15 protein-coding genes are annotated in these 20,387 nt (G+C 57.0%); 8 read left to right on the top strand and 7 right to left on the bottom strand.

The window, feature by feature from the left end:
* Positions 1–114: 114 nt before the first annotated feature.
* Positions 115–579, bottom strand: a complete 465-nt coding sequence (gene bcp, locus ABEV74_RS12305; RefSeq protein WP_430146367.1) for a thioredoxin-dependent thiol peroxidase — start codon at positions 577–579, stop codon at positions 115–117.
* 136 nt (positions 580–715) lie between these two features.
* Between bcp and ABEV74_RS12300 the strand changes: the two genes are divergently transcribed.
* From ABEV74_RS12300 to ABEV74_RS12285, 4 genes are all read left to right on the top strand, one after another.
* Positions 716–2,959, top strand: a complete 2,244-nt coding sequence (locus tag ABEV74_RS12300) for a helix-turn-helix domain-containing protein (protein ID WP_430146365.1) — start codon at positions 716–718, stop codon at positions 2,957–2,959.
* A 266-nt stretch (positions 2,960–3,225) separates the two neighbouring features.
* A complete protein-coding gene (locus ABEV74_RS12295) occupies positions 3,226–4,146 on the top strand; it encodes an ABC transporter permease (protein WP_062497274.1) in 921 nt (306 codons plus the stop codon).
* Between the two features lie 13 nt (positions 4,147–4,159).
* Positions 4,160–5,053, top strand: coding sequence for a carbohydrate ABC transporter permease (locus ABEV74_RS12290; protein ID WP_062496016.1), 894 nt, complete (start codon positions 4,160–4,162; stop codon positions 5,051–5,053).
* Positions 5,054–5,079: 26 nt separating this feature from the next.
* Entirely contained in the window at positions 5,080–6,687 is a 1,608-nt protein-coding gene (locus ABEV74_RS12285) for an extracellular solute-binding protein (protein WP_430146362.1), read from the top strand.
* 79 nt (positions 6,688–6,766) lie between these two features.
* Here the strand turns inward: ABEV74_RS12285 and ABEV74_RS12280 are convergent, their stop codons facing one another.
* The 3 genes from ABEV74_RS12280 to ABEV74_RS12270 are packed head-to-tail and all read right to left on the bottom strand — an operon-like array spanning position 6,767 to position 9,470.
* Entirely contained in the window at positions 6,767–7,555 is a 789-nt protein-coding gene (locus ABEV74_RS12280) for an ABC transporter permease (RefSeq protein WP_430146360.1), read from the bottom strand.
* Positions 7,556–7,561: 6 nt separating this feature from the next.
* Positions 7,562–8,356, bottom strand: a complete 795-nt coding sequence (locus ABEV74_RS12275; protein WP_430146357.1) for an ABC transporter permease — start codon at positions 8,354–8,356, stop codon at positions 7,562–7,564.
* The gene (locus tag ABEV74_RS12270; RefSeq protein WP_062496024.1) at positions 8,349–9,470 is read right to left on the bottom strand and encodes an ABC transporter ATP-binding protein; all 1,122 of its coding nucleotides are present in this window, start codon (positions 9,468–9,470) and stop codon (positions 8,349–8,351) included. The genes ABEV74_RS12275 and ABEV74_RS12270 overlap by 8 nt, the downstream gene beginning before the upstream one ends.
* Before the next feature lie 231 nt (positions 9,471–9,701).
* Here ABEV74_RS12270 and ABEV74_RS12265 point away from each other — a divergent pair, with 231 nt between their 5' ends.
* Together ABEV74_RS12265 and ABEV74_RS12260 are read left to right on the top strand one after the other, a co-directional pair.
* Positions 9,702–10,781 (top strand): LCP family protein, encoded by a 1,080-nt coding sequence (locus tag ABEV74_RS12265; protein ID WP_430146355.1) that lies wholly within the window; start codon positions 9,702–9,704, stop codon positions 10,779–10,781.
* A gap of 580 nt (positions 10,782–11,361) precedes the next feature.
* Positions 11,362–12,684, top strand: coding sequence for a glutamate-1-semialdehyde 2,1-aminomutase (locus ABEV74_RS12260; RefSeq protein ID WP_430146354.1), 1,323 nt, complete (start codon positions 11,362–11,364; stop codon positions 12,682–12,684).
* 936 nt (positions 12,685–13,620) lie between these two features.
* Here ABEV74_RS12260 and ABEV74_RS12255 read toward each other — a convergent pair.
* Positions 13,621–15,435: a M14 family zinc carboxypeptidase gene (locus ABEV74_RS12255; RefSeq protein ID WP_430146352.1), complete on the bottom strand. Its 1,815-nt coding sequence runs from the start codon at positions 15,433–15,435 to the stop codon at positions 13,621–13,623.
* 366 nt (positions 15,436–15,801) lie between these two features.
* Here ABEV74_RS12255 and ABEV74_RS12250 point away from each other — a divergent pair, with 366 nt between their 5' ends.
* Positions 15,802–17,991 (top strand): ABC transporter ATP-binding protein, encoded by a 2,190-nt coding sequence (locus ABEV74_RS12250; protein WP_430146350.1) that lies wholly within the window; start codon positions 15,802–15,804, stop codon positions 17,989–17,991.
* Complete coding sequence (locus ABEV74_RS12245; RefSeq protein WP_430146348.1) at positions 17,988–18,437, top strand: DUF1854 domain-containing protein; 450 nt, start codon at positions 17,988–17,990, stop codon at positions 18,435–18,437. Before ABEV74_RS12250 ends, ABEV74_RS12245 begins: the two co-directional genes overlap by 4 nt.
* Positions 18,438–18,552: 115 nt before the next feature.
* On the opposite strand, the gene ABEV74_RS12240 is transcribed toward ABEV74_RS12245, so the two are convergent.
* A complete protein-coding gene (locus ABEV74_RS12240) occupies positions 18,553–19,137 on the bottom strand; it encodes a TetR/AcrR family transcriptional regulator (protein WP_430146346.1) in 585 nt (194 codons plus the stop codon).
* Between the two features lie 3 nt (positions 19,138–19,140).
* The gene (locus tag ABEV74_RS12235) at positions 19,141–19,872 is read right to left on the bottom strand and encodes an MBL fold metallo-hydrolase (protein ID WP_430146344.1); all 732 of its coding nucleotides are present in this window, start codon (positions 19,870–19,872) and stop codon (positions 19,141–19,143) included.
* Between the last annotated feature and the right edge of the window lie 515 nt (positions 19,873–20,387).

The following is a 20,387-nucleotide window of genomic DNA, read 5'->3' as shown; positions in this document are numbered from 1 at the left end:
TCGTTTTTCTTCTGTTTTCGCCTTCAAAACCTCTATAGATCCGAAAAAAGGACATCTGCATGACCCCCGGAAGGCGGTTCGCAGATGCCCTTTCTCTTTCATGCCGACCGGCTATTATTGTTTGACGGCCGCCAGCACCTCGTCCGCATGGCCTTCCACTTTCACGTTGCGCCATTCGCGCGCGAGCCGCCCTTCTTCGTCGATCAGAAACGTCGAGCGGACGACGCCCATATATTCCCGGCCGAACATTTTTTTCTTCTGCCATACGCCGAACATCTTGCACACTTTCTGATCCGTGTCGGCAAGCAGCAGAAACGGCAGGCCATGCTTCTCGATAAACTTGTTGTGCGATTTGACGTCATCCGGGCTGATGCCGAGAATGACCGTATTGCGGTCTGCGAACGCTGCGTTCGCATCGCGGAAATCGCATGATTCCTGCGTGCAGCCCGGCGTCATATCCTTCGGGTAGAAGTAAAGGACGACCTTCTTGCCGCGAAAATCGCTCAGCGAAACGTCGGCGCCGTTGGAAGCCGGCAGCGTAAAATCCGGTACTTCCCGACCGATCTCCACCTGGCTCATGAGCCGTTCCCTCCTTTGTCTAGGCTGTCCCTTTATTGTAGCGGATTCGGAACGCTTGCGCCAACTCGGGACGTGCGAAGGCAGGACATTCCCTTGGCAACCATGTATATGTTTTACAATAGGGAGGTCGTGGAAAATGAATGCGTTGAGATCGAAACTGTTTTTCCGCTATATGCTGTCCTATCTGGTCATTTTTTTTATTCCGTTCCTTGTGATGAGCCTCTTTCTGTACGAGCAGTCGGTGAACGCGCTCAAGCGTGAAATCGACCAGAGCAACCTGAACAAAATGATGCAGGTCGGCGAGCAGACGGGCAACCTGATTCGGGCGATGAACCAGATTGCCGCCCTCATTACTTACGACAAGCACCTTACCCCCTACATGGTCAGCCATCCTTATACCGCAAGCGACGCCATCGAAAAGCTGGGCATCTACAAGTCGTCCAACGCCACGATCGACGAAATGATGCTGTATTACCACGATTCCCCCAACGTCTATTCCGACCGGGGGTATTACGCCGTCGACACGCTGCTTTACCGCGTTTTCGGCGCCAGCGACGAACAGAAGGAGCATTTTCTCCGCACCGTCCGCAACCTGAAAGCGCCGGCCGCGCTCCCTGCGGATTACTTTGCTTCCGACGACAACAAAAGGCCGGGCTCCGTCCTGTTCCTCTTCCCGATCCCGCCTCACGATACGAACAAATACGGCACGGTCATGTTCCTCGTCCGGCAGTCGGTCTTCTCCGGCATGATCGCCCATGCGCTGGGCGATTTCGAAGGCAGCATCTTCATGCTGAACGCCGACCGGGAAGTCATTGCCGAAGCTCATCGGGACGGACTGCTCGGACAGCTCCGGCAAGCGGAGCTGACGGGTCTGGATCTGGCCCGGACAGGCGTGCGCGAGACGGAGATCGGCGCTTCCGGCCGGCATTCCGTCGTCACCGTTCATGCGCCGGAGACGGGCTGGACGTTCGTCATGGCCGCCCCGACGAACCAGTACGCCAGCAAAGTGTTTCATATTCCGATTCTGCTGCTGGCCATCGCCGGATTGCTGGTCGTGACCGGTCTGCTGCTTGCGCTCTTCTTCGCGGCAAGACAGTACCGGCCGATCGGCAGCCTGATGAGCTATATGTACGGCACCAAAAGCAGGCCGGCGGGAGAAGCCGGCGGGTCCGTGCAGGATACGGTGCAGCAGTTCATTCGCCACCACGATTCGCTTCGGGAAAAAATGTCGGTGCAGCAGCCGTTCGTGCGGGACCAATGCCTGTTGAAAATATTGGGTGGCAATCTCGACGATCCGGATACCGTCACGGAAATGTGCGCCATGTCCGGCGTCTCCTTCCCTTACCCCTATTTCTTTGTCGTCTATATTTCGTTCGAGAACGCGCCGCATCACGACGTGAAGCGGAAAGGCGCGCTGCTGAAGGAGCTGGAAGCCCGGCGGTTGCCGGAGGCCGTCATCTGCGGCGTGGAGCTCATTCATGACAACGCGATCGCCGCCGTCGTCAATACCGCTCACGCCAACCCCGCCTGCACGGAAGCCGCCGTTCAGGAGCTGCAGCGGCTGAAGGATAACCTGGAGCTGGAAGGCGTTATGGGGGTCGGCACCGTCTATCCGGCAATCACCCAGGCGCACAGCTCGTTTATCGAAGCGTCGGCGGCCGCCGATTACAAGCTGACGAGCGGAACCGATACGGTTCTCTACTTCAAGCGGCATTCGGCATCCGGCGATATTAGCGGCTGGTACAGCAACGATCTTCATCTCAAGCTGACCCAAAGCTTGAAAAAAGGCAACCGCCGCGCCGCCCTGGAAACGGCGGGAACGCTGCTCCGCCGAATACGGTCGCTCGACGCGTCTATCGCATGGCTCCGCTGCTGCTGCTTCGATGTCGTCAACGTCGTCTTCCGGGCAGCCGCCTCCATCGCCTACAGCGATCCGGAGCTGGAGAAAGCGATCGTCAATTTCAGCTCCATCGAAGATTTGGAGCCGAAGCTGAACGCCTTCATGGAAGGCGCCTGCCGGCAGGCCTCGCTGCTGAAGGAGCGGGAGGGGCAGCTGCTCGGCGAGCAAATTATCCGCTACATCGACAAGCATTATAAGGAATACGCCTTCAGTCTGGAACAGCTTGCCTCGCGTTTTCAGCTGTCGGAATCGTATACGAGCCGTTTTCTGAAAGAAAAGACCGGCGCAACGTTTCTGCAGTATTTATGGGAGCTGCGTCTTGCGGAAGTGAAACGGCAGCTGGTCATGACGGACAAGCCGATCCGGACGATCGTGCAGGAAATCGGATACATCGATGTGCCGAACCTTATCCGCAAGTTCAAGAAGGCGGAAGGCATGACGCCCGGCGAATACCGGAAGCGCCATACGAATTCCCGGTAACGAACGCTCGAAAACGCCGGACTGACCGCATCGGTCGCCTTCGCCCGATTGTCATTTGGGCTTGCGCGGCCGCCGGGATGTGCGGAAATGACATATGTTGTGCGGCCTCCGTTCCTTGGCCGAAAGCCGCTTTTCCCGTTCGGTTGTCATCGGCAAAGCGACATATTTACGCGGTTTCGGCGTCGTCCTACAATGAAAGCGCGTTCAATACGACCGGTCGATTCGGAACGCAGCCATCCTCGACGAAGGGAGCGGATGCCGCTGTTATGCACCGCAGAACGAGCTTCACCATGACGCTCAGGCAAGCCGTGAAGTGCTGGCAGCTTTATGTCCTGCTGCTTCCGGCCGCCGTCTACTTCTTCATTTTTCATTATATTCCGCTGTACGGCGTCCAGATTGCCTTCAAGCATTACGTTGCCGGCAAGGGCATCTGGGGGAGCCCCTGGGCGGGCTTCGATCATTTCGAACGTTTCTTTCAATCCTATTATTTCTGGGATCTGATCCGCAACACGCTCGTGCTGAACGTTTACGGTCTGCTGCTGTTTCCTTTGCCCGTACTGCTGGCCTTGTCCTTCAACGAGGTGCGGAACGCCGCTTTCAAAAAATGGGCGCAGACGATCACGTACGCGCCGCATTTCATTTCGACCGTCGTCATGGCCGGCATGATCATCGCGTTTCTGGACCCGCAGACAGGGCTTGTCAACAACGTCATCAAGCTGTTCGGGGGGGAACCGGTCCAGTTTCTGATCACGCCGCACTGGTTCAAGCATATTTTCGTCTGGTCCGGCCAGTGGCAAGGTCTCGGCTGGGGCGCCATCATTTATTTGGCCGCGCTGGCGGGCGTCAATCCGGAGCTGCACGACGCCGCCTCCGTCGACGGCGCGTCCAGGCTGCGCAGAATCTGGCATATCAACATTCCGGCGATTATGCCGACGGTCATTATTCTGTTTATTTTGTCGATGGGCAGTTTCATGTCGGTCGGCTTCGAGAAGGTGCTCCTGCTGCAAAATCCGCTCAACATGTCGTCTTCCGACGTCATCCAGACGTTCGTCTACCGCAGCGGGCTGCTTCAGAGCCAGTACAGCTTCTCGGCCGCTGTCGGCCTGTTCGACTCGGTGATCAACGTTCTGCTGCTGATTGCGGCCAATCAGGGCGCGCGGCGTCTGACGCAGAACAGTCTATGGTGAAAGGAGCGCAGCGATGAAAGCGACGATGTCAGACCGGACCTTCGAGCTTGTGAATCATGTCCTGCTCCTCCTGTTCATCGGCATGATCCTGTTCCCGCTCCTGTTCGTGCTGTCGGCATCCGTCAGCGATCCGACGCTCGTCAATTCGGGCAAGGTGTGGATTTGGCCGCGGGGCATTACATTCGAAGGGTATAAGCGGATTTTCCAGAACAACGAAATTTGGCTGGGCTACCTGAACACGATCGTCTATACCGTGATCGGAACGGTCCTCCACCTGATCGTGCTCCTTCCTTGCGCCTATGCGCTCTCGCGGCGCGAACTGGCCGGGAAGAAGCTTATCCTGTGGTATTTTCTGCTCACCATGATGATCGGCGGCGGGCTCATTCCGACGTATCTCGTCGTGCGCGATCTCGGCATGGTCAATTCGATGTGGGCGATCGTCATTCCCGGCGTGGTGGGCGCCTGGGACATCCTCGTCTCCCGGACGTTTTTCCAGCAAAATGTCCCCGACCCGCTCGTGGAGGCGGCGAAGGTCGACGGATCGTCGTACTTTCATATTTTTTTCCGGATCGCGCTGCCGCTGTCGCTGCCCATTATCGCGGTCATGTCGCTGTTTCACGGCGTCGGCTTGTGGAACCAATATTTCAATGCGCTGATCTATCTGAATCACGACAGTTTGTATCCGCTCCAGCTCGTGCTGCGCAAAATTCTTGTCGCCCAGGAGATGAGCTCCGAAAATATGGCGAACAGCTCGATTCAGGCGGAAGCGCTCGCGGCGCAAGCCCGTATCGCCTCGATTCTGAAATACGGCGTCATCGTCGTATCGACCGCGCCGCTGCTTGCCGTTTATCCGTTTTTGCAGCGCTTCTTTCTGAAGGGCGTGCTGATCGGCTCGATCAAAGAGTAACGAAACGATAAAGGGGAGGAATGAAATTGAAAAGACAGTTATCGATATGGTTGTCCGTTCTGCTGGCCGTTTCTCTGCTGCTGGCGGCTTGCGCCAAGGACGAAACGGAGAGCGCGAATCCGGAAGAACGCGAGCCCGGCGACAATTTCAACGCGACCGGTTTTCCTATCGTGAGCGAGCCGGTCGAGATCGAGGTGATGGGCGCGCGGCATGCGCTTGTCGGCGAATGGAAGAACCTCGCCTTCTTCCGGGAGATGGAAAAGCTGACGAATGTGAAATTCAACTACAATACGCCGCCGTCGTCCGACTATGCCGAGAAAAAAAATCTGGCCTTCGCCAGCGGAGAAATTCCTGAAGTATTTTTCGGCGGACAGCTGACGACGGACGATGAAATTACGTACGGCCAGCAAGGCATTCTTATTCCGCTGGAAGGGCTGATCGAGAAATACGCGCCCAATATCCGCAAGGTGCTTGACGAAAATCCGGAAATCAAGCAATCGATCACCGCTCCGGACGGCCATATTTACGCGCTGCCGGGGGTGAACCAGGCGCCGATCGCCAAGCTGACGAGCATGTGGATCAACGGGCATTGGATGCAGAAGCTGGGCATTACCGAAGCGCCGCGCACGACGGATGAAATGTACAAGATGCTCAAGGACTTCAAAGAGAAGGACCCGAACGGCAACGGCGAGGCGGATGAAATCCCGCTCACTTCGATCAAGCTCGGCGACGTGCGCGGCATGTTCCTCCCGGCTTTCGGCGTGCTGCGCCGGGAGCATATGGCCGTCGACGACAAAGTGATCTACGGCGCTCTTCAGCCGGGATACAAAGCCTATCTCGAATATATGAACAGGCTATGGAAGGAGCAGCTTCTCGACCCCGGCACCTTCTCCCAGACGACCGAGCAGAAGTCGGCGAAGGGGCATGCCGGTCAGGTCGGCGTATTCACCGACGCGCTCCCGTATTTGACGCTCGGCGGGGACAGCGAGAGTTCCACGATCCACCCGCTCGTGCCGGCCATGACGAGTCCGGCCAATCCGGACCAGCCGATCATTTCGCAAGGCTCCGGCATTTCCAGAGGAACGTTCGCCATTACGAACAAATGCAAATATCCGGAGGTGATTATCCGTTACGTCGATTATTTGTGGAGTCCGGAAGGCGAAATCCTGATCCATTACGGGCTTGAGGGGGATCTGTGGGAATGGGCCGACGACGAGAAGAAGTTGCGCAAATATATCGAGCATGAAGGCATGAACATCGAGGAATACCGCGGGGGCAAGGTGACGCCCGCCGTCGGCGTCTCGTTCCCGATGTTTACGCCGGAGGAAGTGGAGAACAACTGGGCCGATCCGATGCATCAATTCCGGATCGCCGAGGTTGACAAGAAGCTGAAGCCATACGGCAAATCGCCTTTCCCGGATATTTACCTGCTGCCGGAGGAGAGACAGCAGATCCAGGGCATCGAGACCGACCTGAACACCTATGTCGAAAGCATGGAAGCGAAGTTCGTCACCGGAGAAGCGTCGATGGATCAATGGGATACGTTCGTCAAGACGGTGAAGGATATGGGCGTCGACAAGCTGCTCGAGGTGTACCAGACCGGCTACGATCGTTGGCTCGCAGCCGACAAGTAGCCCCCCATGCGTTGCGGCCGGACCGAAGCTTGTGTGCTTCGGTCCGGTCTTTTCCATGATGGGAACAAACGACCGTCGGCTACGAGCCCGCCCCGCGGTATCGCTTCACCCCGTTGTTCCAGATCGCAAGACCGATGGCGAATACGATGACGCCCATAACCGGCGTGAGCGGCGCCAGCGCCGCAATGCCGTCCTTCCGGTCCAGAAAATGCGCCGCCGGAATGACGCCGACGAACGCGAACGGAAGCAGCCACGTCAGGACGAAGCGGATCAGTTTATTGTAGATGTTGACCGGATACCGGCCGTAATTCTGGATGTTGTACATAAGCGGCAGGATGCCGGTCGGCGAATCCGAGTAAAAGGCGATGGCCGTCAGCGCCGTATACAGCCCGGCATAGATCAGCACCGCTCCGGCGATAAACAGCAGCATGAGGGGAATGTCGAGCCAATCCAGCGGCAGGCCGAGCCTGTACCAGCAGACGCCCATGATGACCGCGCCTACGATCGAGCCGGCGAGCGACGGCGGGTCCATATTTTCGAGCAGCAGTTGCAGCAAATTGTGGGCGGGCCGGGTCAGCACCCGGTCCATCTCCCCTTTCACAATGTAGCGCTCGCTAAAGTTCCACAAATTGAAGAACGTGCCGAATATGCCGTACGGAATCATGAAAAAGCCGTATACGAATATCACTTCCAGCTCCGACCAGCCGCCGAGCGACGCCGTGTGCCGGAAAACGATCAAAATGAAGATCAGGTTCATTCCCTGGAACATCAGATCGGACAGCACTTCGATCCAGAAGTCGGCCCGGTAGGTCAGACGGGTTTTGGCGTAATTTTTCAGATATTCCCAAAATAACGACAAGGCAAACATGCCGTCTCACCCTCCCTGTACGAACAATCTTCGTCTGGCAAGCCGCCACAGCCACCAGATCGGGACGAGCAGCGCCGCAAACCAGAAGAGCTGCAGACCGAGCACGCCGAGCGCTTCGCCGGCCGGCGTCCTGCCGGTAAACACCGAGCTCGGCAAATACGTAATCGCCTGGAACGGCAGCCATTCCATAACGGAAGCGAGCCAGCCGGGGAAGAACGAGATCGGGATGACGACGCCGGAAAACAGGTCGACCATGACCCGCTTCATCCGCATCATGCCTTCATTGTTTTCGACGAAAAAGGCGAACAGTCCCGTCAAAATGTTAATCTGCGAATTGATCAGGAAGCTCAGCAGCAGCATGACCAGGTAGACGAGCCAGACGGCGGGATCGGCCGGCAGCTTCACCGGAAACAGCAGGCAGACGACGATCATGCCCGGCACCATGAACATCAGCAGGCGGAACAGCCCCTCGCCGAAGCCCTGCATCATTTTGACGGCCAGATACGAATACGGGCGGATGAACTGGATGGCGACGCTCCCGTCCCGGATTTCATTGGCGATTTCCCGGTCCAGGTTGTTGAAATAAAACGCGCGCGCCATCCACGACACCGCCACATACGTCGTCATCTGCGCGACGGTAAAGCCGCCGAGTTGCTCCTGCGCGCCATAAATCGCCTGCCACAAAAAATAGTAAGCGCCGATATTAATGGCATAAATAATAATGCCGCTATAATAATTAACGCGGTAAGCCAGCATCATCAGAAAGCGGATGCGGATCAGGTCGAGATAAGCGCTAGCCATGGCGCACCGGCTCCTTGTCCGCACGGTCCCCCGCGGCTGCCGCGGCGGCTTCCCCGGAGGCCGCGTCGGCTCCCGCCGCGCCGGACTCCGCGCCTTCAAGCCTGGAACCGGCCGAAGCCGAGCCGGAACGGTAAATTTCGCGCACGATATCGTCGGTATTCGTCTCGACGATTTTAATGTCGCGAATGTCCTGGCAGGCGCCGACGACGCGCGCCAACGCATCGGATACGCTCACTTCCATCGGCACCCACATCGCGGCCGTCATATCGTTTCCCGCCGTCCACGTGACGCCGAGATCAGCGGTCAGAAGCCGCAGTTCGGCAAGCGGAGCCTGTCCGCCGAACCGGAACCGGATTTCGCGCCCCCTGCTCCAGCGGGCTTTCAATTGTTCGAGTCCGCCGTCATAAATAATGCGGCCGTCGTCAAGCATGATTACGCGGTTGCACAACGCTTCGATATCCTGCAAATCATGCGTCGTCAGCAGGATCGTCGTCCCGTGCTCGCGGTTCATCTGCTTCAGAAATTCGCGGATTTCGGTTTTGACGACGATATCCAGACCGATCGTCGGCTCGTCCAGAAACAGTATCGACGGATTGTGCAGCAGCGAGGCGACGAGCTCGCAGCGCATCCGCTGACCGAGGCTCAGCTTGCGCACCGGACGGTTCAGCAGGTCGCCGAGCTGCAGCCGTTCGACCAGCTCGTTCAGCCGTTTGCGGTATTCCGCTTCCGGCACGCGGTATACTTTGCGCAGCAACTGGAACGATTCGATCACGCCGATGTCCCACCACAGCTGGGAACGCTGTCCGAATACGACGCCGATCTGGCGCACGAACTTCTCCCGTTCTTTATACGGCACATGGCCGTTGACGAGCAGCTGTCCGGATGTCGGCACCAGGATGCCGGTCAGCATTTTGATCGTCGTCGATTTTCCCGCTCCGTTCTCGCCGATATAGCCGCATATTTCGCCCTGCGGAATTTGAAACGTAATATCTTTGACAGCGGTCACTTCCCGGTATTCGCGCTTGAACAAATCTTTCAGCGCCCCCGAAAGCCCTTCTCTGCTTTTTTGCACTCGAAACTGCTTTCTTAAATCTTTGACATCTATCGCCAGCATGGTGTCCGCAACGCTCCTCTCGCTCGACATTTCCCGGGAAATTGTGATATTTTTCTAATAAATGGCACAGAACTTGATCTTGTGCCATCAAGACCTTTATAATTTTATGATATGTAATCATACATCAGATACGGACAAAGGAAAAGCGGCCCCGGCCCCCTTGCTGCACCGGGTACACCGTGATTTGCCCGTTATACTCGCTTATCATAACTAAAGGGGCGATACGCCGGAATGCGAAAGAAAACGAAAAAGAAATCCAAGTGGAGATGGGGGCTGTACGGGTTGCTTGCCGTATTGGCGGGCGTTATCGGCTATGCCGCCTATCAGGGATTCGGCGTCTATAACGCGCTGGACAATTTCAATAAATCGCCTGAAGAATCCCGGTTCGGCCAGTTCGAGCAGGTCAACAAGGAAGAACCTCCCAAATGGGAAGGCAAGGAACGGGTCAATATTTTACTGCTCGGAGCAGATGCCCGCGGTCTGGAGAAAGATCAGGTGGCCCGCACAGATACGATGCTGCTCGCTTCCATCGATCCGGTGACGAAGAAGGCGCATCTGTTCTCCATCCTTCGCGATACGTATGTCGATATCGAAGGTCATGGCAAAAACCGGATCAACGCCGCCATTACGTTGGGCGGTCCCAAACTGACGATGAGCACGATCGGGGATTTGCTCGGACTCGATATCCAATATTATGTTTATACCGATTTCGAAGGCTTCAAAGCGCTCGTCGATGCGATCGGCGGGGTCGACTACGAAGTCGAGAAAGATATGAAGTGGACCGACAATGCCGACGGCAACCGTTATGATATCGATCTGAAGAAAGGTTATCAGCATCTCGACGGCGACAAGGCGTTGCAATATGTCCGCTTCCGTCACGATGCGATGAGCGACTTTACGCGGACCGAGCGCCAGCGCAATTTCCTGAAGGCCGTGGCCCAGAAAATGCAGTCGTCCTGGAACTTGCTGCGCATGAAGCAAATCCTGGAAAGCGTTACCCCGTATATCGAGACGAACCTGACGCCGCAAGACATGCTCAAGCTGGGCATGCTCGGCCTGGAGGTCAAGATGAGCGGCTCGGCGCAGGTGCCGCCGATGGAGCTGCTCCGAAGCTCCAACGGCGGAGCCGCGGTGCTCGAGATCAGCGACGAAGACAAGCTGCGCGAATATGTGCAGGAGCAGCTCGCAACCGACGAGAGCGCGACCGTCTCCGGCGAAGCCGACGGCACGGACAGCGGCCGGGAGAGCGGAGGCGGCACTGCTCTGGACAGCGGCAGCGGCGGCCAAAGCAGCGAAGCGGCGGCGCCATAGGGGAAACGAATATTTCGAGGGATATTTCCAGGGATATTTCATGGATAACTCAACGGATATTTCAACGGGGAATTTAACGGGGAATTTAACGGGGAATTTAACACGGACAGTTCAATACGGATTGTTCAACACGGATTGTTCGACGGGGAATTTATCACGGATTGTTCGACAGGTAATTTATCACGGATTGTTCAACACGGATTGTTCGACGGGGAATTTAACACGGATTGTTCAATACGGATTGTTCGACAGGTAATTTATCACGGATTGTTCAATACGGATAGTTCGACGGGTAATTTAACACGGATTGTTCAACACGGATAGTTCGACGGGTAATTTAGCACGGATAGTTCAATACGGATAGTTCGACGGGTAATTTAACACGGATTGTTCAACACGGATAGGTTCAACGGGGAATTTAACACGGATTGTTCAATACGGATAGGTTCAACGGGGAATTCTAATATTTCGACCAATCTGACAATTCGGGAGGGGGAAGCCGGTTCGGTTCTGCGGACTGCGGTTTTTCGCCCCTCTTTTCGTTGCCCGGTATACCCGATCTTTTCAAGGAGGAATGACCATGCTGCAGCCACGTATCCGTTCGGAGGAGCTTTACCGCGAAGCGCTCGAGCATATCGTCGGCGGGGTCAACAGCCCGTCGCGCTCGTTCAAGGCGGTGGGCGGCGGCGCCCCGGTTTTCATGGAGCGCGCCGAAGGGGCTTATTTCTGGGATGTCGACGGCAATCGCTATATCGATTATTTGTGCGCGTACGGGCCGATTATTACGGGGCATGCGCACCCGCATATCGCCGAGGCGATCGTACGGGCCGCCCGCACCGGCACGCTGTACGGCACGCCGACCGAGCTGGAAATCCGGCTTGCCCGCATGCTGAAGACGGCCATTCCGTCGATGGGCAAAGTGCGGTTCGTCAATTCCGGCACCGAGGCCGTCATGACGACGATTCGGGTCGCCCGGGCTTACACGGGGCGCACGAAGATTATCAAATTCGCCGGATGCTATCACGGACATTCGGATCTGGTGCTGGTCGCAGCGGGGTCCGGTCCCTCCACGCTCGGTACGCCTGACAGCGCCGGCGTTCCGTCGAGCATCGCCCACGAAGTCGTCACCGTGCCGTTCAACGATCTGGACAGCCTGCGGCAGGCGCTGGAGCGCTGGGGAGACGAGACGGCCGCCGTCATGGTGGAGCCGATCGTCGGCAATTTCGGGATGGTCATGCCGAAGCCCGGTTTCCTCGAAGGGCTGTGCCGACTGGCCCGCGATGCCGGCGCGCTCGTCATTTACGACGAAGTGATCAGCGCCTTCCGGTTCCATTACGGAGGAGCCCAGACGTTCGCGGCATTCCCCGATCATGCGGCGATCGAGCCGGATCTGACCGCGCTCGGCAAAATTATCGGCGGCGGTCTGCCGATCGGCGCGTACGGCGGACGCAAGGAAATTATGGAGCAGGTCGCGCCGCTCGGTCCGGCCTATCAGGCCGGTACGATGGCCGGCAATCCCGCCTCCATCGCCGCCGGCATCGCCTGCCTCGAAGTGCTGCAGCAGCCGGGCGTGTACGAACGGATGGATGCGCTCGCCGCCCGGCTGACCGATGCGCTTTCCCGTCTCGCGGCCGAAAACGAAGTGCCGCTCACGGTGAACCGCATCGTCGGGGCGTTCTCGACGCATTTCTGCAGCCATCCCGTCACGAACTACGAAGAGGCGCAAAACGCCGACGGCGAAGCGTTTGCCCGCTTTTTCCGGCATATGCTGGACCGGGGCGTTTGCCTTGCCCCTTCGAAGTATGAAGCATGGTTTTTGACGACGGCTCATACCGAGGCCGACATCGACGAGACGATCGAGGCGGCGAAGGCTTCGTTCCGCGCCATGCGGGACGGCCGTTAAAGCTTTTAAAGCTGTTTAAGCTGTTATGGCTGTTGTGGCTGTTATGGCTGTTATGGCTGTTATGGCTGTTATGGCTGTTATGGCTGTTATGGCTGTTATGGCTGTTATGGCTCATTAAGGCGTTGAGGCATTGAGGCGTTGAGGTATTGAGGCGTTGAGACGTTAAGGCTGTTAAGGACGTTAAGGACGTTAAGGCTGTTAAAGCTGCGTTAGGACTGTTAAAACTGTTAAGACTGTTAGGGACGTTAAGGCTTTATGCCGTTAAAGCAAAATCATGCCATGTATAAGTTTATATTCCAAGCAGAAACGACTCCGTCGTTTCTGTCTGAAGACGATATCGTATAGGATGGCGGCCAAGGCCATTGCTGCAAAAGTGCAACTTTTTTGGGCGCAAAATAACCAAAATGCAAAAATTTCTGCGATTATACAGTTTTTTTGACCCGTTCAAGCCAGTCAAGCGAAAATCGCCAAAAATTACTGTATTTTTGCAATATTTTACTCCATAATTATCTATTCGGCCCAAAATTCCTGCACTTTTGCAGCTTTCGCCATCTGCCGGGAGACGGGGGCGCTGAAGGCGGGGAGCACTAACGGACCGGAGCGAAGACGATTAGACGGATGGCGCGGCGCGTAAACGGACGCTGGACGATTTGACGAATGGCGGAGCGGGCTAAAGGACGGGAGACGATTTGACGGAAGACGGGGCGCACCGGATGAACCGGAGGCAATTAAACCGAAGGCCGGGCGTCCCGACGGACCGGAGGAGATTAGTCAGATGGCGGGGCGCGTATACGAACTTTGGATGGTTTGACAAATGGCGCGGACGGTTAGACAGGCAAATAGAAAGTAAATTTTATATTTCTTTAATTACAAAAAAGCTGCATCGGCCGATGCAGCTTTTTTGTGGGGTGCGGTCTTTTTATGCACCAACAGTATCTATGCGGCGCTTCCTTTGCCGCCGCCCTCGGCCTCCTCCTCCGGCATCGTGACGGTTCCCGGCGCCGACGGCTCACGGATTCCGCCGTTCCCGTCGTCCGAACCATCCGCCGGTTTATCACCCGGTATGATCTCCGAACTTTGCTCCGGTTCTTTGCCTGGCGCTTGCTCCGAGTTTTGCTCCGGTTCATCCCCTGGCGCTTTCCCCGGACCTTCCGATGGTTCATCCCCCGGCGATTTCTCCAAGCCTTGCTCCGGCTCATTCCCCGGCGCCTTCCCCGAACCTTCCGATGGCTCATTCCCCGGCACCTTCCCCGAACCTTGCTCCGGTTCCTTGCCCGGCGCCTTTCCGGACGGCTTTCCCGGTTTGGGCGATTCGGCCACGAAATCGATGTCGCTTGTGCGAACCCACCAGGACTTGCGATCGATGCGGATCAGCGCCCAGTTTCTCCAAATTTCCAGCGCCTTTGCTTCCTCCGCTTTTTTCTGGATGGCCGCTGCCTTCTCATTCAAAGGAGAGTCGAACAGCTCCGCGCCTTGCGTGATGACGATTGTATCCGACTCCGGCTTCTCGAACGGTCCGCGAAGCGTTCGATTCGCGGGAACCCAGCCCGTTCCGCGGTCGGTGCGAATTTCGTACCAGTCGCCTTTCTTCCGAGTAACCGTATAGCGTCCTTCGTACAGTACAGCGATTTGATCCGCAGTCGGATCCGGCCAACGGCGAAGCGTTTCCGAGCGGGTCAGCCGAATTTCGCCTTTGGCGGTCTCCGCTTTCTGGCGCTTCATCCACAGCTTGTACCCTTCTCCTCCGAGCAGCCCGCCGATATCGCGGTGCTGGTTCCAGATGCGGTCCCATTCGGTCAGCGGGACGTTCGATTCGCCCGCATAGCGTCCGATTTCCGGCGTCAGCGCCGGCCGCCCGAATTCCTGAATGAACCAGTCGGTAAAACCGCCGCCCGACGGATTTTTGGACGGGGTAACGAGCCGGTATCCGGTTAGGGCCGCATAAGCGTTCGCGAGTTGCCGATCTCGCTCGACGTTCGCTGCAGGGGTCAAAAAGTTCCAGTACAGTATTTCCCCCGATGAATGGTATGACACGGCAATTTCCGGCTTCGTCTCTCGCGCCAGCTTGACCATCGCCTGCGTTTCTTTCGCCTGTATCGGACGGATGCCTTTATAATTTTTATACCCGGGCGCGGGAGCCGGATTATGTATGTTTCCCCACCCGGCAGGATATTGCCGGTTCAAGTCGATTCCTTTGGCGTTAGCCTTCCAGCGTTTGAAGTTGCTGCTTCCTCCGTTCAACCGCAGAAGCTGCGGCCGGACCTCCGCGGGAAACGCGCCGGCTCCTTTCTGCTGCAGCGTGACGCCGTCCGGATTGACCATCGGCACAATCCGGAACGTGACGCGGTCGAGCAGATCGACGGCCCGGTAGGATCCGATCGTACCGTTCTGCACATACGCCTGCGCGTAACGGTCAGCCAGCGCCATAAGCAGAACGGTCGTGATCCATTCCCGCGCATGATGCGAGCCGTTCAGCAGGACGACGGCCGGTCCGTTGCCGAGGTCCATACTCCATATTTCGCGACCGTATTCGCTCTTTCCGATCGAACGGATACGGATCAATTCGGGATAACGCTCCGCAAGCTTCTTCATATCTCGAACCATGATTTCATACGTGTAAATTTGCTTCGGATTGACAATGCCGCTGGCGGACGCTCCCGCTGGCACCCCCGTTCCGGCGGCCAACAGCACGGCGATCAGCAGGAGCAACATGCGGATAAAAGATGACGGATGTAATCGACTGCGATTCATGATGCATACCCCTCGTTTCGATATAAGAAAATTCGACGCAATTCTCCATAATTGCGACAAAAGTCCCTTATTCGACACGATGGCAATCAAACCCTTTATCCGCCTGAATAAAAATCAGGTTAAAAGTCCTGGTTATTCGAATACCCGGCTTCCGCATAGCGGGTAGCACAACGGATCGGACAAACCGGTAAGCGTTGAGGCTCATGACGGCAGATGGACACATGCCTAGAACGGTTATAATTGTTCTTTCGCTTGCCGGCGCCTCTCCTTCCGTGCCTTAATGATAGCATTGATGCCTGCGACGGGCCGGATTGAACCGCGCTTGCTGCAAAGAGGATTCAAGATTAGCGAGAAGAGGAGAACGTTATGCCGACATTCGAAAAACTGCCCGAAGAGATACGGCAATCTGTCGGATCCGAACCGCTGCTCGGCGTTAGGGCCGACCTGCTGCATGACGGACAATTCGGCGATCAATGGCTTACGGTTACCGAGTCCGACGTCTCGGTCTGGCTTCCCGACGGCTCCAGGGTATTGCGGCTGACCGTCGAAACGATCGACGATGCCAGAGCCGTTGGCGGAATCGGCGGAGGCACGCTCATCGCGGATACACAAGATGGCCCCGTCGTCATCCTTCGTTATACCGCATCGCTGGCTTCCGTTTTCAACTACGCCGCCAAGCTGATCGGCGCGCTGGCCAAAGGGGAGGAGCGGCCAGCCGCTTCGAAGAACGACTTTCCCCGTCTATGCCCCAAATGTGCCAACCCGCTGCCGGAAGATTCGCAATCGTGTCCGATCTGCAAAAACAACAAAAAAGTGATTCTCCGCATGCTCGGATACGCCAAACCTTACAAACCGCAGATGATCGGAGCGGCGGCTCTGCTCATCCTGACGACGCTGGTGGAACTGATACCGCCTTATCTCACCAAAGTGCTGCTCGACGACGTGCTTCAGCCGAAAACGATGGGCAGCACCCTGTTATGGGTCGTCGTCGGGCTCGCCGTTACATCGATCGTTCTGTCGGCCATGCAAACCGTCCGCGGCCTGATCGGCGTCTGGGTCGGCTCCAGACTGATGGGCGACCTGCGCAAAGACATATACAGCTCGCTCATGCGCTTGTCGCTCGCTTTCTTCGACCGCCGGCAAACCTCGCAGTTTATCGGCCGGGTCAACAGCGATTCGGAGGCGATGCGCCAATTCATGACCGACGGCATCATATGGGTAGCCGGCGAGTCGCTGCGCGTTGTTGCAATATTCGCGATCATGTTTAATCTGGATTGGCGGCTGACAATGCTCGCTTTGCTTCCGGTGCCGGTAATGATCGTCGTCTCGATGACAGTATGGCCGATGATTGGCCGGCGCTGGTACCAGCAATGGCGCTCCATCTTTCGGCTGAACGTACTGGTCGGCGATTCGCTGCAAGGCATCCGCGTCGTCAAAGCTTTCGGCCGCGAAGGCACGGAAATGGGGCGCTATGAAGACGCAAACCGCGAAGTGGTGCGCCATAACATCCGCATCGAAGGGATGTGGCAGGGGCTCTTCCCGCTGTTCTCGTTCGTGGCCGGCATCGGCACGCTGCTTATCTGGTATTACGGCGGATGGTCGGTGCTGCGCGGGGAAATTACGATCGGGGTGCTGATGGCGCTCATCACTTACCTCGGCATGCTGCTTGGCCCGCTGCAATGGGTCAGCCAGATGATCAACTGGGCAAGCCACGCGCTGGCGGCTGCCGACCGCGTCTTCGAAATTATGGATACGCCGTCCGAAGTGCCCGATTCCGCCAACCCGGTGCCGGTTGGACGCGTCCGGGGAGAAGTCCGGTTCCGCAACATCACATACGGATACGAGAAGCATCGTCCCGTGCTCAAAAATGTCAGCCTGGACGTCGCAGCAGGGGAGATGATCGGCCTTGTCGGCCATTCCGGCGCCGGGAAATCGACGTTCATCAACTTGATCTGCCGGTTCTACGATCCGGACGAGGGCATCATTACGATCGACGGCACCGATCTGCGCGCCATCGCCCAAACCGATCTGCGCAGTCAAATCGGCGTCGTGCTGCAGGAAACGTTTCTGTTCGACGGCACGATCGCCGAGAACATCGCCTACTCCAAACCGGATGCAACGCCGCTTGAAATTATGCGCGCAGCCAAAATCGCCAACGCCCACGATTTCATCGTCAGGCTTCCGGACGGCTACGACACGCGGGTCGGCGAACGCGGACACCGGCTGTCCGGCGGCGAGAAGCAGCGCGTCTCCATCGCCCGCGCCATCATTCACGATCCGCGAATTCTCATACTGGACGAGGCGACCGCCTCGGTCGATACGGAAACCGAGCGCCAAATCCAGGAAGCGATCGCGCGGCTCGTGAAAGGGCGAACGACATTCGCCATCGCCCACCGGCTGTCAACGCTGCGCAATGCCGACCGCCTCGTCGTGCTCGATCACGGCCGAATCGCCGAGATCGGCACGCATGAAGAGCTGCTGGCGCAGGAAGGTGTCTACTTCAAGCTGGTAGAAGCACAGAAGGAACTGTCCAAAATTAAGGGGGTGGAAGGATGAACGACCCGTACGATATCCGGGTATTGCAGCCAGAGAGTATTTCTCTCAGCCGTGGCGCCGGCGGCGTCATGCAAGGCGTCGTCGACGGCAAGCCTTATTCCGAATTGATCGTTTTCCGGACATTCCCCTTTTTGTATACGACGCAATATTTGTCGATCCGGGATGCGAAGGGAGAGGAACTCGGCATCGTCGCAGATCTTGAGGAGCTCGACGCCGAAAGCCGGGACGTGCTGCGGCAGGAGCTGCGCTTCCGCTACTTTCTTCCCCGCGTCACCCGCGTCGACTCGGTCAAGCAGAAGACCGACTTGTGGATCTGGGAATTGCAGACCGATCTCGGGCCGACGCGGCTGGCGATGCGCAATTTGCACGATCATATGCAGTTTCCCGGTGGCAGCCGGATCATTCTGACCGACCTGACGGGCAAACGCTGCGAAATCCAGGATTGAAGAAGCTCGACGGCCATAGCCGCAAGCAATTGAACGACGTCATTTAAAAATTTACAACTTCTGCGCATAAGCAAGTACGGTATCGGCCAAGGCATCCGCATGCCGTGAACGATGATTATGTGGCCTGCCCCTGCTTCCGGATGGCACGAATTCCCGCAAGATACGAATCGACCAGCAGACGGAAGCTTTCGTCGAGGTCAAGCGGCATTCTGAAGCCGCCTACTCGCTCCAAAGAGGCAAAGCCGTGCAAAATGCTGCGCAACCCCCGAACGGTATGAAGCGCTTCTTCCGAGGTTAAGCCGTAATCGTCCAAAATGCGCACCAGCAGCCCGACGAGCCGCTCGCCCGCTGCGGCAACTTCGGGCTGCTGCGGGTCCGGCGCGCGGAGCGTCAGTTCATAGATGCCCGGGCGGGTGCGCGCGAATTCGAGATACGCCTTGGCAAGCGCCCGTACCGCATCGTCTCCGGAGCGGCCGCCGCAAGCCGCATCAAGCTTTTCGTGCATTTGCTCCAATCCGTATAGAGAGAGCAGCTGCCGCAAACCGTGCAGCCCGTCCACATGATTGTACAGAGATGGCGTGCGGATATTGAGCTTTTTGGCAACCGCGGCAAGCGTAACGGCCTCCGTGCCTTGCGTATCGGCGATTTCCGCCGCGGCCTGCACGATCATCTGCCGGTCCAAACCGATTCTCGGGGACATGGCTTACACCCTCCTTTGCGGGGCAGCGCTTTCCGCACCGCGCTCCGCTTCGGCGATGGCTTGCCCGATCTTATCCGCAGGATTGGCAATCATCCGCCCGTGCCCCACGGCGAGCAGCGTCGGACGAAGCGCCTGCAGCCTGCGCGCGCTCTCCAGCGCCAACGTTTTGCTCCACGTCGCGAATGCCGGGAACGGGAACCACGGCCGGAATTGGCCGGAAACGGCGATCCCGCCCCGCGTCTGGAAAGCGTCGCCCGCAATCAACGCGCCGGTGCGAGTATCGAGGAACGCCATCGAGCCCGGGGTATGGCCCGGAGCGGCAACGGCCTGAAGCGAGCCGACGCGGTCTCCGTCGGCCAGCAGGACGTCCGCCCGCGTCTTCACCTTCTTCGGCACGCCGCCGCGTATCGGCGTAGTTGGCTCATTCCGATCCAACGATACATCGCCGGCCAGCAGACGCGCATCCCGCGATGAGATGTGAACCGGCACATGCGGCAGATGCGCTTTGATCGCATCCAGCGCGCCTACATGATCGTCATGCGCATGCGTCAGGACGATGCGGGCGATCGGCTTGCCGATTCGTTCGGCTGCCTGGAGAATGCCTTTTTTACTGAACGGCAGGCCCGCATCGATCAAGGTCAGACCGTCGTTTTCCTCGATCAGATAACAGTTGACAGGGAAAAACCGGGGCAGAAAGGACAATTGGATGACATGTTGTACGCGCGTCACTTTCATTTCAAAAAGCACCTCTTTCCAAAAACTAATGTCATTAGTTTTACTATAAACTAATGACATTAGTTTTTCAAGTCATTTGGGTTGTCCTCGAATGAAAAGCTGGGCGGGTCCCAACTCCTCCTCATCAAACCGTACGTGAGGTTTCCCCTCATACGGCTTGGGAAAATTTCTTTAAATCCCACTACGTTCAGATTAAACCGGTAATGATTGAGATAAAGGTGAGTGATCCGATAGAATTTAAATCCCACTACGTTCAGATAAAACCCATGGCCAATGCGGTCGTCGATTCGGTCAAAGATGTATTTAAATCCCACTACGTTCAGATAAAACCAACTCGCGAAAATGGGAAAAGACGAGTATGTCTCGAATTTAAATCCCACTACGTTCAGATAAAACCAAATACGACCGTTTCGCTCACGCCCATTCTCGATAATTTAAATCCCACTACGTTCAGATAAAACAAGGGGCGCATTCCGCGATGCGGATTCTGTTTAAGTATTTAACATGAAATCGGA

The sequence above is a fragment of the Paenibacillus cisolokensis genome (assembly GCF_050481165.1).
Lineage (GTDB): Bacteria > Bacillota > Bacilli > Paenibacillales > Paenibacillaceae > Paenibacillus_AH > Paenibacillus_AH cisolokensis.
Note: the sequence above shows the minus strand (reverse complement) of the source record. Positions and strands in the feature narration are given on the sequence as shown.